A 14,753-nucleotide genomic window follows, 5' to 3' on the forward strand; every position below is an offset into this window, starting at 1 on the left:
GCCAAACGGTTTTTTTTAATGCGCCGGGTTCCGACCGAGCCGTTCCTGCTTTTCCTCGTTTCTTTGCGCCTCAGTTCCTGATTTCACGCGCCGGATGGCTGCCCCTCGGCTCCCGCCCCCGGACTTTTACCTTCTCTCATGCAAGCTGATCCTCAACGCTATACCGTCACGGCGGCCCTGCCTTATGCCAACGGCCCGGTGCACATCGGCCACCTGGCCGGCGTGTATTTGCCCGCCGACATCTACGTGCGCTACCTGCGGGCCGCGGGCCGCGACGTCAAGTTTATCTGCGGTTCCGACGAGCACGGCGTGCCCATTACCATCCGGGCCCAGAAGGAGGGCGTCACCCCCCAGCAGGTCGTCGACAAGTACAACGCCATCATCCGGGACTCCTTCCAGGACTTCGGCATCTCGTTCGACATCTATTCTCGCACCTCGTCGAAAACCCACGCGGAAGTCGCCAGCGGCTTTTTTCGCAAGCTCTACGAGGAGGGCAAGTTCATTGAGCAGACCTCCCAGCAGTACTACGACGAGAAGGCCGACCAGTTTCTGGCCGACCGCTACATCGTGGGTACCTGCCCGAACTGCGGCAACGAAAACGCCTACGGCGACCAATGCGAGCGGTGCGGCTCCTCGCTCAGCCCCACCGAGCTGATTAATCCGCACTCCATGCTCAGCGGCAACCAGCCCGTGCTGCGCGAAACCAAGCACTGGTATTTGCCTTTGGATCAGTACGAGCCCTGGCTGCGCGAGTGGATTGTGGAAGGCCACAAAGCCGACTGGAAAGCCAACGTCTACGGGCAGTGCAAATCGTGGATTGACCAGGGCCTGCACCCCCGCGCCGTCACGCGCGATTTGGACTGGGGCGTGCCCGTGCCGGTAGAGGGCGCCGAGGGCAAGGTGCTCTACGTGTGGTTCGACGCGCCCATCGGCTACATTTCGGCCACCAAGGAGTTGCTGCCCGACACCTGGGAAACCTACTGGAAAGATGCCGGCACCAAGCTCGTGCACTTCATCGGCAAGGACAACATCGTGTTCCACTGCATCATCTTCCCGGCGATGCTCAAGGCCCACGGCGACTACATCCTGCCCGACAACGTACCCGCCAACGAGTTCCTGAACCTGGAAGGCGACAAAATCAGCACCTCGCGCAACTGGGCCGTGTGGCTGCACGAGTACCTGCAGGACTTCCCCGGCAAGGCCGACGTGCTGCGCTACGTGCTCTGCGCCAACGCCCCCGAAAACAAGGACAATGATTTCACCTGGAAAGACTTCCAGGCCCGCAACAACAACGAGCTGGTGGCCAACCTCGGCAACTTCGTGAACCGGGCCGTGGTGCTGACGCACAAGTTCTTTGAGGGCAAAGTGCCCGCCGCGGCTGAGCTGCAGGATATTGACCGGGAAGTACTGGCCCAGCTGGCCGAGTTCCCGCAGCGCATCGGGGAGCTGATTGAAAACTATCGGTTCCGCGACGCGCTGAACGAGCTGATGAATCTGACCCGGGCCGGCAACAAGTACCTGGCCGAAACCGAACCCTGGAAGCTCATCAAAACCGATGAGGCCCGCACCGGCACCGTGCTGCACGTCGCTTTGCAGCTGGCCGCGGGTTTGGTGACTCTGCTCGAACCCTTCCTGCCCACCGCTGCTGCCACCTTGGGCACCATGCTGCGCGTCGGGAAAGGCAGCTGGCAGCAGGCCGGCCGCGCCGACGCGCTAACGGCTGGTCAGCAAATCGGGGCCGCCGCGCTGCTGTTCGACAAAATCGAGGATGCCACCGTAGAAGCCCAGGTGCAGAAGCTGCTCGACACGAAAAAGGCCAACGAAATGGCCAACGCCGTGACGGCCCCCGCCAAGGAGGACGTATCCTTCGAGCAGTTCCAGAGCATGGATCTGCGCGTGGGCACGGTGGTAGCCGCCGAGAAAGTCGCCAAGACCAAAAAGCTGCTCAAGCTCACCGTCAACACCGGCCTCGATGAACGAACCATCGTCAGCGGCATTGCCGAGTTCTTCATTCCCGAAGCTCTGGTCGGCCAACAGGTGCTGGTGCTGCTCAATTTGGCGCCCCGGGAAATCAAGGGCATTCAGAGCCAGGGCATGCTGCTGCTGGCCGAAGACGCCGATGGCACCTTGCAGCTCATGCAGCCCGGCCAGGCCGTAAAGCCCGGTAGCTTCGTGGCGTAGGGCAGGCAAATCCCTTCCCGAGCAACTCGAAGCTGAGCCGCAAGGCAAATGCTCTAAAATGTAAAAAGCCCCGGCGCAGAAATGCGCCGGGGCTTTTTATTCGGGCTATGAAAGCGCGTCTGCAGACTGCCGCTGCTGCCGTTACTTCACGTTCACCACGTTCATGGCTCGCTCTACGCCCAGTGCCCCGAAAGCCAGCACGGCCTCGGCGGCCTTTTCGAGGCGGGTTTCCAGCTCAATCTTCTCATCAGCGGAGAAGGGGCTGAGCACGTAGTCGACCTGCCGGCCCTTCGAGAAGCTGGAGTCGATGCCGAAGCGCAGGCGGGCGTACTCATCCGAGCCCAGGGTTTCCTGAATGTGCTTGAGGCCATTCTGTCCGCCGGCCGAGCCCTTGGCTTTCAGGCGCAGCTTCCCGAAAGGCAGGGCCAGGTCGTCGGTGACCACCAGCATGCTTTCCTTGGGCAGCTTGAGCACGCTCAGCCAGTGAGCGGCGGCCTTACCGCTCAGGTTCATATAGGTCGTGGGCTTGACCAGCACGTAGGTCTTGCCCTTGGCCCGGATTTCGGTGGTAAAGGCGTGCCGGCCCAACTCCCAGGGGGCCGCGTCGTGCTTGCGGGCTAGGTAGTCGCCCACCATGAAGCCCACGTTGTGGCGGGTGTCGGCGTATTCGGGCCCGATGTTGCCCAGGCACAGCACTAAAAACTTGCTCACGGATCAGTCGAATTTAAGAGGATAAGGCGGCCGGCGGCAGCATCCGCCGGCAAAGATGGCGGAGCGCCGGCAAATCCGCCCACAAAAAAGCCGCCCCACGGGTGGGGCGGCTTTCTACGTACTTCAGCAGTGCCGGCCACCAGATTTGCGTAATCCGCATCCTCCGGCCGACTCCGAGAGCTTATTTCTCGGCCTGCAGCTGGCCTTTCAGGGCACGTGGGATGGTTACGGTCGCAATGGGGGCGGCGCCGTTGGTGAGGATCGTGTAGTTCGTAGGCTCCACTTTGTTCACCTTGATCGACTTGCCCAGCTCCAGCTCGGAGATGTTCACTTCCACGTAGTCGGGCAGGTTCTCGGGCATGGCCTTCACCTTCACCTTACGCAGCTTGCTTACCAGCTTACCACCGGCCAGCACGCCCGGCGAAACGCCAACGTACTTCACGGGAATGTCCATCTTCACTTCTTTGCCTTCTTCCAGCTGGAGGAAGTCAACGTGGAGGAGCATTTCGTTGACGGGGTGGAACTGAGCGTCCTGCACGATAGCGCGGTACAGCGTGCCTTCCACGTTCAGATCAACGATGTGGGCTTCGGGCGTGTACAGCAGTTCGCGGAAGAGGATAGCGGGAGTCGAGAAGTGAACCTGCTCGGCGCCACCGTACAATACGCACGGTACATACGAGTCAAGACGCAACGCTTTGGCATCCTTCTTACCGAGATTCGCTCTTTTAAACCCTACAATCTCGAGGCTTTTCATAAGCTTGTGTTTTGAGAAAAATGAAGATGTGAATTCCGCCCGAGCTGAAAATCAGCCCCAAACGGGCCGCAAAGATAGGGGCTTAGTTTGGGAATAGAAAGGCACGGCTATATAATCCCCGTACGCACCCTGCACCGCGCCCTAGATAAACAGTGAGCTGATGCTCTCGTGCGACACCACGTTGCGGATGGCGCTGGCGAAGAGGTTGGCCAGGGAAATGACTTTGATCTTGGGGTTCTGCTCGCGCAGCGGAATCGTGTCGCAGATAATCAGCTCGGTCAGGGCCGAGTTGCGGATCCGCTCGTGGGCCGGGCCGCTGAGCACGCCGTGGGTAATGACGGCCCGCACCGACTTGGCCCCGCGCTCCATCAGCAACTCGGCGGCCTTGCAGATCGTGCCGGCCGTGTCCACAATGTCGTCCACGAGCACCACGTTCATGCCCGTCACGTCGCCGATGACCTGCATGGACGCAATTTCGTTGGCCCGCAGGCGCATCTTGTCGCAGACCACGATTTCGGCCCCGAACTTCTTGGCAAACGCCCGGGTGCGGACCACGCCGCCCACGTCGGGGGAGGCGAAGATCAGGTTGTCGAGGTTCAGCGACTTGATATAAGGCGCCGTGACCGTGGCCCCGTCCAGATGATCGACGGGAATGTCGAAGAAGCCCTGAATCTGGCCCGCGTGCAGGTCGCAGGTCATCAGCCGGTCGGTGCCCACGCTCTGAATGAAGTCGGCCACCACTTTGGCTCCGATGCTGACGCGGGGCTTGTCTTTACGGTCTTGGCGGGCGTAGCCGAAGTAGGGCATCACCACGGTTACGGAGGCGGCCGAGGCGCGCTTGGCGGCGTCGACCATCAGCATGAGCTCCATCAGGTTTTCGGCCGGCGGGTTGGTGCTCTGAATCAGGAACACGGCGCAGCCCCGCACGCTTTCGTTGAAGCTGGGCCCGAGTTCGGTGTCGGCAAAGCGCTGAATGCTCAGGTCGCCCAGGGGCTGGCCGTAAGCGGCGGCAATTTGGGCACCTAGTTCGGGAGAAGCATTTCCCGCAAAGATTTTAACACGCTGTGACATGGTAATGGGGAGAAGGGGACGAAACGAAAAGGCAATAAAAAAGCGAAAGGCGCCGGTTCTTCCGGGGAGGAAGAATCAGCGCCTTTCGCGTTACTTGAGAGTTGTCCGACCAGGGCTCGAACCTGGACTTTCTTGAATCAAAATCAAGCGTGTTGCCAGTTACACCATCGGACAAAAAACCAAACCAGTGTGCCGTTTGGGTGTGCAAATGTACTACCGGAATTATTGGAGGCAAATTTCTGGGCAAAAATTTTTCAAAGAAATTTTCGGCCCGGGGCCCCGGAAAGGGCTCTAAATGCGGTTTAGGGCCTGATTTTCAGCCCGCGACGCGCCCCGCGGCGGCGGGCAAATCTTTCCGCCGAAGGAGCTTTGGCAAAGCGGGGATTAAGCCGTAGTTTTGCGCCCTGAAAACGTTGCACCATTTACTATAAAGACCCGCAATGGCGAATAACGGCAAAATCACCCAGGTAATCGGTCCCGTTGTGGACGTGAGCTTCGCTGGTGAAAACACCAAGCTTCCCAACATCCTCGACGCACTGAAGGTCACGAAAGACAATGGCCAAGTGGTCATTCTGGAGTGCCAGCAGCACCTGGGCGAAGACCGTGTGCGCACCATCGCCATGGACTCGACCGAGGGCCTGACCCGCGGCGCCGAGGTTATCGACATGGGCTCGCCCATCTCGATGCCGACCGGCGAAGGCGTAAAAGGCCGCCTGTTCAACGTCATCGGCCACGCCATCGACGGCATCCCGCAGCCTAAGAGCGATGGTGGCATGTCGATTCACCGCCAGCCCCCGCCCTTCGAGGACTTGGCCACGTCGTCGGAAATCCTGTTCACCGGTATCAAAGTAATCGACCTGCTCGCTCCTTATGTGAAGGGTGGTAAGATTGGTTTGTTCGGTGGTGCCGGCGTAGGCAAGACCGTACTGATCATGGAGCTGGTAAACAACATCGCTAAGGCCTACGCCGGTCTGTCGGTGTTTGCTGGCGTGGGTGAGCGTACCCGCGAAGGCAATGACCTGCTCCGCGAATTCATCGAGTCGGACATCATCCGCTACGGCGCCGAGTTTAAGCACTCCATGGAAGCCGGCGGCTGGGATCTGTCGAAAGTCGACGAAACCGAGCTGGCTAAGTCCCAGGCGACGCTGGTGTTCGGCCAGATGAACGAGCCTCCAGGAGCCCGGGCCCGCGTGGCTTTGTCGGGTCTGACCATCGCCGAGAACTTCCGCGACGGTGACGGCACCGGTGCCGGCCGCGACATCCTGTTCTTCATCGACAACATCTTCCGCTTCACCCAGGCGGGTTCGGAAGTATCGGCTCTGCTGGGCCGGATGCCGTCGGCCGTAGGGTACCAGCCCACGCTGGCTACCGAAATGGGTGCCATGCAGGAGCGGATTACCTCGACCAAGCGCGGTTCCATCACCTCGGTACAGGCCGTATATGTGCCTGCCGATGACTTGACTGACCCGGCTCCGGCTAACACCTTTGCTCACTTGGACGCCACGACCGTACTGTCGCGGAAGATTGCTGAGCTGGGCATTTACCCCGCCGTAGACCCGCTGGACTCCACCTCGCGCATTCTCTCGATTGAGGTGCTGGGTGCTGAGCATTACAACACCGCTCAGCGCGTGAAGGAGATTCTGCAGCGCTACAAGGAACTGCAGGACATCATCGCCATTCTGGGTATGGACGAACTCTCCGAGGAGGACAAGCAGGTCGTAAACCGCGCCCGTCGCGTGCAGCGCTTCCTGTCGCAGCCCTTCTTCGTGGCCGAGCAGTTCACCGGTCTGGCCGGTGTACTGGTTGACATCAAGGATACCATCAAGGGCTTCAACGCCATCATCGACGGTACCTACGACCACCTGCCCGAGTCGGCTTTCAACCTGGTTGGCACCATCGAGGATGCCGTAGCCAAGGGTGCCAAGCTGATGGCCGAAGCCAAGTAATCATCAGTTGCCAGTTGTCAGTTGCCAGTTGCCAGTTTGTTCTGTTGTAGCAAACTGCTGACCGGCAACTGACAACCGGCAACTGGCAACTGAAAAAACCATGCATTTAGAAATCATCACGCCGGACCGGCAAGTGTTTGCGGGCGAGGTTACGTCGGCGCAGTTTCCGGGTACCGATGGGCTGTTTGAGGTGCTCAACAACCACGCCCCGCTCATCAGCGCCCTCAAGGCCGGCGACGTTACCGTGACCAGCGCCGCCGGGCGCGAGGCCTTCCACATTGCCGGTGGCGTGGTGGAAGTGCTCCGCAACAATGTAATTGTGCTGGCGGAAGGCGTTGTGGCCTAAGCTGCATTTTTCTTCCTGAGAAAAGCCTTTCCTTTGCCGGAAAGGCTTTTTTTATTCCCTTCCGACCCTCCCGACGCTATTTTCAGCCGTCGGGAGCAGAGCTGCGAAGCTGTTATCTATCTTCCGTCCGCCGCGAATTCATGGAAATTACTCCCAAAATCACCCCAATCTACCAGACTTCGGTCTTCAAATTTGCCGACCTCAACGAGCTGGAACAGTATTTTGACGAACCCGGTAGCCGCTACCTGTACTCGCGCAATGGCAACCCCAACGCCGACGAGCTGGCCGAAAAAATCAACCACCTTGAGGGTGGGGTGGGAGCCGTAGTGACGGGCTCGGGCATGGCCGCCATCTTCGCCGCCATTTTGGCCTACTGCCAAGCCGGTGACCATGTGCTCTGCGCCGCCGATATTTACGGGGGCTCCTCGGCCTTGCTCAACGCCGAGCTGAGCCGCATGGGCATCACGGTCGCCTACGTGCCCTTCGAGCAGCTCTACGACCTGAAGCCGCTGGTGCAGCCCACTACGCGCCTGCTGCTGGCCGAAACCATGAGCAACCCACTGCTGCGCGTGGCCGATCTGCGCCGCCTGGCCACCGAGTGCCACGCCCACGGCCTGAAGCTGGTCGTAGACAACACGTTTGCCTCGCCCGTCATTACCAGGCCACTGGAGCTGGGTGCCGATATTAGCCTGCACAGCGTGACCAAGTACATCAGCGGGCACTCCGACGTGACGGCCGGCGCCGTGGTGGCTGCCGACCCGGAAGTGGCGGCGCGGCTGAAGCAAATCAGCGTCTTCTACGGGCTTACCTTGAGTCCGATGGAAAGCTGGCTGGCGGTACGGGGCCTCAAAACCCTGCGCCTGCGCATGCGTGAGCACAGCTACAATGCGCTGGTCGTGGCCCAGTTTCTGGCCGAGCACCCCCGCGTGCGGCAGGTCAACTACCCGGGTCTGGAAAGCCACCCCCAACACGCGCTGGCCGTGGAGCAGGGCGCCGGGCTGTTCGGGGGCATGATGTCGTTTCTGCTGGCTGATGACGCCGAGGGGGTCAACTCGTTTATGCGGCGCAGCCAGCGCTTTCCCTTTGCGCCGTCGTTGGCCGGCGTCGATTCGTCGCTGTCGTACCCGCTGGGCACCTCGCACCGCTCCCTGACGGCCGAGCAGCAGCAGGCGCTGGGCATCACCGTGGGGCTGGTGCGGCTGAGCGTAGGTATCGAGCCGGTAGAGGACCTGCTGGCCGACCTCGCTCAAGCGCTGGATTAGATAATTTTATGTACCGATCAAACACCTCATGTACTAGCGGCGTCAGGTTTTGTACTCTATGTACTGCCATCTGAACTTTATGTACTCGCCAAGGGTCGTTTGTGCTGAATCTGGCGTGCAGTAAGGGCGCCGGATTTCCTATCGGGCCTGAGCCTTCGGCACCGCTCGGCGCATATTACTACTGGGCTGCTGGGCCGGCGCGGGCAATAAGTTGGTATACAGCAGGTACTTTCAGCGGGCCAGGCTCGACTATTTTCCGCGCGCTTACTTATCTTGGGCCAACCGGCGCATTGGCCCGCATTCCTGATTTTCTACTGCTGCGTTTCAGTCATCCCGCTACTTAAACCTCCGTCTTATGCCTTTAGCATTACCCTTGAATCAGGTTGCCCGCCGGGCTGGCTTGGCTACTTCACTTCTGCTGGCTGCCGCCCTGCGGCCCGCGGTTGCCCAGGTTGCGGTGCCCATCAGCTGGGTAGCGGCGGCTCCTACCACCCTGGGGCGCAGTGAGTCGCAGGGCGTGGGCGTGGGCAACAAGGTGTACGTGATGGGCGGATTTTACGACACCAGCCTGCAGGTAACGCTAAATGGGGAGGTGTACGACGTAACGACCGATACCTGGGCGCCCATGGCCAACATGCCTGAGGGTATCACCCATTCGGGCACGGCGGAGGATGGCAACAACCTGTACCTGGCCGGGGGCTATGTGGGGCAGGCTCCCGGCGCCATCACCGACCACGTGTGGCGCTACAACATCCCGACCAACACCTGGAGCGCCATGCCGCCCTTGCCCGGCGCCCGCGGAGCCGGAATAATCGTCCGGCTGGGACGGGAGCTGCATTTCTACGGTGGCGCCATCCGCGTTGGCGGAACCGTGGTGCGCGACACGCCCGACCATTGGGCGCTGAACCTGGATGCCCCCTTGCCCGCCTGGACGGTCCGGGCTCCGCTGCCGGTAGCCACGAACCATTTGGGCGGCGCCGCCCTCAACGGGAAAATCTACGCCATCGGCGGGCAGCTGCTCGGCGACGAGGACTTCGGCAACCAAAGCAGCATCTACGAGTACGACCCCACGGCCAATGCCTGGACGGCCAAGGCCCCCATGCCCCGGGCGCTGGGGCACACGGCCAACTCGGTCTGCGTGCTCAACAACCGCATCGTGGTCATTGGCGGGCGTCTGAACGGCCCGGCCATTGCGGGCCAGGTCGTGGAGTTCAATCCGGCTGCCAACTCCTGGCGGGACCTGACGCCGCTGCCGCTGCCGCTGCTGGCCCCGGTGGCGGCCGTAGCCGGCGGCCGGCTGATTATAAATGGCGGCTACGATGGACTGCACCCCACCGTCACGTCTACCTGGCGGTCGAGCCTGGTGCTGGGCAGCCGGCCGGCACAGCACTTGCCCGCCGCGCTGGCCCTGTGGCCCAACCCTTCGACGGGGCGCGGCGTTAGCCTGACGGTGGATACGCCCCAGTCCGGCGCCTGCGCCGTGCAAATCAGCAATGCCCTGGGGCAGGACCAGCAGAGCCTCACGTTCAGCAAGCCCGCCGGCGCGTTTCGGCACGACCTGACCGTTGCGCTGCGCCCCGGCGTATACTCGGTAGCACTGCGCCAGGGGAGTTATTACGCCGTGCAGAAATTGGTCGTCAATTAAGCCTTAAGCCGCTCTTATGGCCCGTGCTATGAAACTGTGTCTGGTACTGCTGGGGCTCGGGGGGCTGCTGGGCAGCTGTACCGAGAAGAAGAAGGACACCCCGCAACCCGAGACTCCGGCTCCCGCGGCGGTGCTGGTTTTCTACAAAACGGCTGGCTATTACCACCTCTCGATTCCGAGCGGGCTGCGGGCTATTCAGCAGCTAGGCAAAGACAACGGCTTCCGCGTGGACACCACCAATAAGGCCAGCCGCTTTCTGCCCGACACGCTGCGCAAGTACAAGGCCGTCATTTTCCTCAGCACCACCGACGACGTGCTGAGCCCGGCGCAGCAGACGGCTTTCGAGCAGTACATTCGCTCGGGCCGCGGCTTTGTGGGCGTACACGCCGCCACCGATACCGAGTACAACTGGCCCTGGTACAACGGGCTGGTTGGGGCTTACTTCAACGGGCATCCGGCCATTCAGCCGGCCACCGTGAACGTGCTCGACAACACCCACCCCGCCACCCGGGAGCTGCCCGCGCGCTGGGTGCGCACTGATGAGTGGTACAACTTCCGCAGCCTCGCGCCCGACCTGAAAGTGCTGGCCACGCTGGACGAAACCACGTATTCAGGTGGTACCCACGGCGTCACTCATCCCATTGCCTGGTACCACAGCTACGACGGCGGCCGGGCCTTTTACACCGCCGGCGGCCACACCGACGAAAGCTATCAGGAGCCGTTGTTTCTGAAGCACCTGCTCGGCGGCATCACGTATGCCATGGGCGAATAAGCCCGCCTACAGCGCTTCAGCCAGGGCCTCAGCCACCCGGCGCAGGTCGGCATCGGTCATGGCCGTACCGCTGGGCAGGCACAGGCCGCGGGCGAACAGGTCGGCACAGACTTCTCCACCGTAGGTCGGCACTCCCGCAAACAGGGGCTGCAGATGCAGAGGCTTCCAGAGCGGGCGGCTTTCGATGTTGTGGGTTTCCAAGTGCTGGCGCAGGCTTTCGGGCGTGGCCGCGGTTTCGGCCGAATTGAGCAGGATGGTCGTCAGCCAGCGGTTGGAGCGGCTGCCGGGCAGCTCGGGAGCCAGCGCCACGGTCAGGCCGGGCAGGTGAGCCAGGTGCTCGTGGTACCAGGCGAAAATCTCGCGGCGCCGCTTCACCCGCTCCTCCAGCAGTTCCATCTGCCCCCGGCCGATGCCCGCCAGAATGTTGCTGAGCCGGTAATTGTAGCCCGTTTCGGAGTGCTGGTAATGGGGCGCCTCGTCCTTGGCCTGGGTGGCCAGAAACCGGGCTTTCTGCGCCAGCTCGGCTTGATCGGTTACCAGGGCGCCGCCGCCGCTGGTGGTCAGAATCTTGTTGCCGTTGAAGGAAAATACGCCCACCGCGCCGAAGCTGCCCAGGGGCCGGTTGTCCAGGCGGGAGCCCAGGGCCTCGGCCGCGTCTTCGAGAATAGGAATCTGAAACTCGGTGGCCAGCGCCAGAATTTCGGGCATCCGGGCCGGCATGCCGTACAGGTGCACCAGCAGCAGCGCCTTAGGCTTGCGGCCCCGGGCAATCCGGTCCTCAATGGCCTCGCGCAGGCGCTCCGGGCACATGTTCCAGGTGGTGGCCTCGCTGTCGACAAACACGGGCGTGGCTCCCAGGTACCGAATCGGATTAGCCGTGGCCACGAACGTGAAGGAGGGGCACAGCACTTCGTCGCCGGGCCCTACGCCGAGCAGCAGCAGGCCCAAATGGATGGCGGCCGTGCCCGACGACAGCGCCACGCAGTGCCCGACGCCCGCGGCCTGGCAGATGTCGGCCTCGAAGCCCGCCAGGTTGGGTCCGGCCGGCGCCACCCAGTTGTCCTCGATGGCCTTGTGCACGTAGTTGAGCTCATGGCGACCCAGGTGGGGCGGGGAAAGAAACAGACGGTCGTGGTCCTGACTGCGCATTAGGGAAATTCTGAATTCTGAATGTGGAATTATGAATTGGTCGGGAGCATAGCGACGAATTCCGGCCTGGCACAGGTCGGTGACTCAATACTCATAACGCAGCATTCATAATTGGCTTGGCTGGTACGCCCACGGCGGTGCAGCCGGCGGGCAGGTCGCGGACGGCCACGGCGCCCGCCCCAATAATGGTGCGCGCCCCGACCCGGACCCGGTTGATAACGGTAGCATTGGTGCCCAGGTATACGGCCGTTTCCAGATGCGCCTCGCCGCCGATGTTGGCGTGGGGCATCAGGGAGCAGAAATCCTCCAGCACGGCGTCGTGGCCGATGGTGCAGCCCAGGTTCAGCAGCACGTGGCGGCCCAGGCGGATGTCGGTGGTCAGGATGCAGCCCTGGGTGATAATGCAGCCCGCGCCCAGCTGCAGGTGCTGATAAGGAGCCCGGGCCACGCTGGGGTGAATCAGGACCGGAAACGAGAGGTGCGGGCTGGTGAGGCGGCCCACCACGGCGGCGCGGGCATGGCTGTTACCCACGGCCACGGCTACGCTCACGGGCTCGGCGGCGGCGTTGAGCTCGTCGATGGTGCCCAGGTAGGGCAGGCGCAACAAGTCGGGCGCGGCGGGCGGCACGTCGTCATAGAAGCCGCGCAGCTCCCAGGTCGGCTGCTGGTCGTTGAGTTGCTCAAGCAGGGTGCGCACCTCGCGCCCCAGGCCCCCGGCCCCGACAATAACCAGGGGTCGAAGTTCGGGGTGGTCTTCGTCGTGGTATTCCGAAAAGAAAAGCTGCGTCATGGGGAAGAAGTCGGGGAGGAGGGAGGTGCCGGAGTGGCCGAGCCTTGGAAGGCTTCGGTGGTGGCGTGGCCCGGCGCCGTGATACCCTGCGCGCCCAGTACCCGGCGCACAGTACGCAGCAGAATACGTAAATCGAGGCGTAACGACAAGTTGTCGACGTACCAGACGTCGTAGCGAAACTTCTGCTCCCAGGAAATGGCGTTGCGCCCATTCACCTGGGCCCAGCCCGTAATGCCAGGCTTGACCTCGTGGCGGCGGGCCTGCGCGGGCGAGTACAGCGGCAGGTAGTGGGGCAGCAGGGGGCGCGGACCAATCAAGCTCAGCTCCCCGCCCAGCACGTTCCAGAGCTGGGGCAGCTCGTCGATAGAGGTGGCCCGCAGCCAGCGACCCAGGCCGGTAAGGCGCTCGGCGTCGGGGCGCAGCTGCCCGTCGGCGGTGCGGGCGTTGGTCATCGTCTGGAGCTTATAGAGCGTGAAAAGCTGCCCGTGAAGGCCGGGCCGCCGCTGCCGGAACAACACCTGCCCGTGGTTGACGACGGCCAGCGCCGCCGCCGCCGCCAGCAGCAAAGGCAGCGTGAGCACGGCCATGGGCAACGCCAGCAGCACGTCGAGGCTGCGCTTGCCCCAGGCGCGGTACCAATCGGAAGAGCGGGTAGCAGCAGGCATGGATGAAAAGCGGAAATGGCCGGTGGGGCCGGGGTCAAAAATATCCTTTTTCTGTGGCCGACGCCGTAGCTTGCGGCCCCGGAACGGGCGCGGGGCCGGTACGTGGCCCCGCAGCCGCCCGAAATTCCCCGCCGACTTACGCCCCTGCCGCTCATGCTCGTTTTTCCGAACGCCAAACTCAACCTGGGCCTGTACGTGACTGGCCAGCGACCCGATGGCTTCCGCAACCTCGAATCGGCCTTTGTGTCCCTGCCCTGGTGCGACGCGCTGGAAGTGCTGCCCGCCGCCGAAAATAAGCTCACGCTGACTGGCATCCCAATTCCCGGCGACCCGGCCACCAACTTGTGCTGGCGGGCCTACGAGCTGCTGCGGGCCGACTTTGCGCTGCCGCCGGTGCAGCTGCACCTGCACAAGGTGGTGCCCATCGGGGCCGGGCTGGGCGGGGGCTCCGGCGACGCGGCCTTCGCGCTGCGGGCCCTGAATGAGTTGTTTGCGTTGGCACTCTCGCCTGACGCGCTGGAAAGCTACGCCCGCGGCCTGGGCTCCGACTGCGCCTTTTTCATTCGCAACCAGCCCGTGCTGGCCTACGAGAAGGGGGACGTTTTTCAGCCCTTGGACCTAAATCTGCGGGGCATGGTCTGCAAGGTGATTTATCCGGGGCTGCACATCAGCACGGCCGAGGCCTACAGTCGGGTGCAGGCCCGGCCCCCGCGCCACGATTTGCGCCAGAGCCTGGCCCAACCGATGGAAACCTGGCGCGAAACCGTCAGCAACGACTTCGAGGATGCCCTGACCCCGCACTACCCGGTGCTGGGCGAGCTTAAGCAGGCTCTGTACGCGGCCGGCGCCACGTACGCCAGTCTGTCGGGCTCGGGCTCGGCGGTGTACGGGCTGTTTGCGGGCCGGGAGCTGCCGCCCGCGCTGCCACTCAGCGCCGAATACCGGGTCTGGGACGGAGTGCTGTAGAGCTGGGCGCTATACCACCGCTTCCGCCGGCTCGGGCTTGCGGCGGCGCTGCATCCACTGGTCGAGGACGGGGTGGATGAGCACGCTGAACAGGATAACCACCGTGCCCAGGTAGAAGCCGCCGGAGAGCTTTTCCCGGTCGAAGCCGGGCACGTGGAGCCAGTACAGCAGCACGGCCATAACGATGCCATAGACCGGCTCCAGGTTGATGGTCAGGTTGATAACAAAGGCCGACAGCCGCTTCATCAGTTCCACCGACGACGAAAACGCGTACACCGTGCACACCCCGGCCAAAATCAGCAGCCAGAGCCAGTCGTAGCCGTGCCATGCCAGCTGCAGGCCCGCGCCGTTGGTGAAGTAGCGGGAGTACACGGGGAAAAACAGCGCAATGCTCAGGCAGGCGCCCAGCATTTCGTAGAGCGTCAGGCGCAGGGGCGGGTGCTGCTTGACCAGGCGGGAGTTGAGCACGCTGAACAGCGCCGACAGCCCCGCCGA

The 14,753-nt window shown here is 62.7% G+C and carries 14 protein-coding genes and 1 tRNA gene; 7 read left to right on the forward strand and 8 right to left on the reverse strand.

Annotated features, from left to right (window positions below; all coding sequences use genetic code 11):
- Positions 1 to 138: 138 nt before the first annotated feature.
- A complete protein-coding gene (gene metG / locus EWM57_RS06395; protein WP_129920307.1) occupies positions 139 to 2,181 on the forward strand; it encodes a methionine--tRNA ligase in 2,043 nt (680 codons plus the stop codon).
- Positions 2,182 to 2,322: 141 nt separating this feature from the next.
- Here metG and pth read toward each other — a convergent pair whose 3' ends face one another.
- The 4 genes from pth to EWM57_RS06415 form a co-directional block, all read right to left on the reverse strand.
- Positions 2,323 to 2,892 (reverse strand): aminoacyl-tRNA hydrolase, encoded by a 570-nt coding sequence (pth, locus tag EWM57_RS06400; protein WP_129920308.1) that lies wholly within the window; start codon positions 2,890 to 2,892, stop codon positions 2,323 to 2,325.
- A 181-nt stretch (positions 2,893 to 3,073) separates the two neighbouring features.
- Entirely contained in the window at positions 3,074 to 3,646 is a 573-nt protein-coding gene (locus EWM57_RS06405; protein WP_129920309.1) for a 50S ribosomal protein L25/general stress protein Ctc, read from the reverse strand.
- Between the two features lie 141 nt (positions 3,647 to 3,787).
- Complete coding sequence (locus EWM57_RS06410; RefSeq protein ID WP_129920310.1) at positions 3,788 to 4,717, reverse strand: ribose-phosphate pyrophosphokinase; 930 nt, start codon at positions 4,715 to 4,717, stop codon at positions 3,788 to 3,790.
- Between the two features lie 101 nt (positions 4,718 to 4,818).
- A tRNA-Gln gene (locus EWM57_RS06415) sits at positions 4,819 to 4,891 on the reverse strand.
- Between the two features lie 266 nt (positions 4,892 to 5,157).
- On the opposite strand from EWM57_RS06415, the gene atpD reads away from it, so the two are divergent.
- From atpD to EWM57_RS06440, 5 genes are all read left to right on the forward strand, one after another.
- Positions 5,158 to 6,663, forward strand: coding sequence for a F0F1 ATP synthase subunit beta (atpD, locus tag EWM57_RS06420; protein WP_129920311.1), 1,506 nt, complete (start codon positions 5,158 to 5,160; stop codon positions 6,661 to 6,663).
- Between the two features lie 100 nt (positions 6,664 to 6,763).
- A complete protein-coding gene (gene atpC, locus EWM57_RS06425) occupies positions 6,764 to 7,009 on the forward strand; it encodes an ATP synthase F1 subunit epsilon (protein ID WP_129920312.1) in 246 nt (81 codons plus the stop codon).
- A 140-nt stretch (positions 7,010 to 7,149) separates the two neighbouring features.
- Positions 7,150 to 8,271 carry a trans-sulfuration enzyme family protein gene (locus EWM57_RS06430; protein WP_129920313.1) on the forward strand — a complete coding sequence of 374 codons (1,122 nt, stop codon included), beginning with the start codon at positions 7,150 to 7,152 and terminating at the stop codon, positions 8,269 to 8,271.
- 355 nt (positions 8,272 to 8,626) lie between these two features.
- The gene (locus EWM57_RS06435) at positions 8,627 to 9,916 is read left to right on the forward strand and encodes a T9SS C-terminal target domain-containing protein (RefSeq protein WP_129920314.1); all 1,290 of its coding nucleotides are present in this window, start codon (positions 8,627 to 8,629) and stop codon (positions 9,914 to 9,916) included.
- A gap of 28 nt (positions 9,917 to 9,944) precedes the next feature.
- On the forward strand, positions 9,945 to 10,688 hold the full coding sequence (locus tag EWM57_RS06440) for a ThuA domain-containing protein (protein ID WP_242509998.1): 744 nt from the start codon (positions 9,945 to 9,947) through the stop codon (positions 10,686 to 10,688).
- 6 nt (positions 10,689 to 10,694) lie between these two features.
- On the opposite strand, the gene EWM57_RS06445 is transcribed toward EWM57_RS06440, so the two are convergent.
- From EWM57_RS06445 to EWM57_RS06455, 3 genes are all read right to left on the reverse strand, one after another.
- Positions 10,695 to 11,837 (reverse strand): DegT/DnrJ/EryC1/StrS family aminotransferase, encoded by a 1,143-nt coding sequence (locus tag EWM57_RS06445; RefSeq protein WP_129920316.1) that lies wholly within the window; start codon positions 11,835 to 11,837, stop codon positions 10,695 to 10,697.
- A 91-nt stretch (positions 11,838 to 11,928) separates the two neighbouring features.
- A complete protein-coding gene (locus EWM57_RS06450; protein WP_129920317.1) occupies positions 11,929 to 12,627 on the reverse strand; it encodes an acetyltransferase in 699 nt (232 codons plus the stop codon).
- The gene (locus tag EWM57_RS06455) at positions 12,624 to 13,292 is read right to left on the reverse strand and encodes a sugar transferase (RefSeq protein WP_129920318.1); all 669 of its coding nucleotides are present in this window, start codon (positions 13,290 to 13,292) and stop codon (positions 12,624 to 12,626) included. The genes EWM57_RS06450 and EWM57_RS06455 overlap by 4 nt, the downstream gene beginning before the upstream one ends.
- Before the next feature lie 153 nt (positions 13,293 to 13,445).
- Between EWM57_RS06455 and ispE the strand changes: the two genes are divergently transcribed.
- Entirely contained in the window at positions 13,446 to 14,258 is an 813-nt protein-coding gene (gene ispE / locus EWM57_RS06460) for a 4-(cytidine 5'-diphospho)-2-C-methyl-D-erythritol kinase (protein WP_129920319.1), read from the forward strand.
- Between the two features lie 9 nt (positions 14,259 to 14,267).
- On the opposite strand, the gene EWM57_RS06465 is transcribed toward ispE, so the two are convergent.
- Positions 14,268 to 14,753: DMT family transporter (locus tag EWM57_RS06465; protein WP_129920320.1), on the reverse strand; the 486-nt coding region annotated here is incomplete at its 5' end.

Origin of the sequence: Hymenobacter persicinus (assembly GCF_004167665.1) — a bacterium.
Taxonomy (GTDB): domain Bacteria; phylum Bacteroidota; class Bacteroidia; order Cytophagales; family Hymenobacteraceae; genus Hymenobacter; species Hymenobacter persicinus.

What these genes read in the sequence shown, in the direction of transcription:
- metG (WP_129920307.1), top strand. Translation starts at nt 139, where the DNA reads ATGCAAGCTGATCCTCAACGCTATACCGTCACGGCGGCCCTGCCTTAT.
- EWM57_RS06405 (WP_129920309.1), bottom strand. Translation starts at nt 3,646, where the DNA reads ATGAAAAGCCTCGAGATTGTAGGGTTTAAAAGAGCGAATCTCGGTAAG.
- EWM57_RS06410 (WP_129920310.1), bottom strand. Translation starts at nt 4,717, where the DNA reads ATGTCACAGCGTGTTAAAATCTTTGCGGGAAATGCTTCTCCCGAACTA.
- atpD (WP_129920311.1), top strand. Translation starts at nt 5,158, where the DNA reads ATGGCGAATAACGGCAAAATCACCCAGGTAATCGGTCCCGTTGTGGAC.
- atpC (WP_129920312.1), top strand. Translation starts at nt 6,764, where the DNA reads ATGCATTTAGAAATCATCACGCCGGACCGGCAAGTGTTTGCGGGCGAG.
- EWM57_RS06430 (WP_129920313.1), top strand. Translation starts at nt 7,150, where the DNA reads ATGGAAATTACTCCCAAAATCACCCCAATCTACCAGACTTCGGTCTTC.
- EWM57_RS06435 (WP_129920314.1), top strand. Translation starts at nt 8,627, where the DNA reads ATGCCTTTAGCATTACCCTTGAATCAGGTTGCCCGCCGGGCTGGCTTG.
- EWM57_RS06440 (WP_242509998.1), top strand. Translation starts at nt 9,945, where the DNA reads ATGAAACTGTGTCTGGTACTGCTGGGGCTCGGGGGGCTGCTGGGCAGC.
- EWM57_RS06445 (WP_129920316.1), bottom strand. Translation starts at nt 11,837, where the DNA reads ATGCGCAGTCAGGACCACGACCGTCTGTTTCTTTCCCCGCCCCACCTG.
- EWM57_RS06450 (WP_129920317.1), bottom strand. Translation starts at nt 12,627, where the DNA reads ATGACGCAGCTTTTCTTTTCGGAATACCACGACGAAGACCACCCCGAA.
- EWM57_RS06455 (WP_129920318.1), bottom strand. Translation starts at nt 13,292, where the DNA reads ATGCCTGCTGCTACCCGCTCTTCCGATTGGTACCGCGCCTGGGGCAAG.
- ispE (WP_129920319.1), top strand. Translation starts at nt 13,446, where the DNA reads ATGCTCGTTTTTCCGAACGCCAAACTCAACCTGGGCCTGTACGTGACT.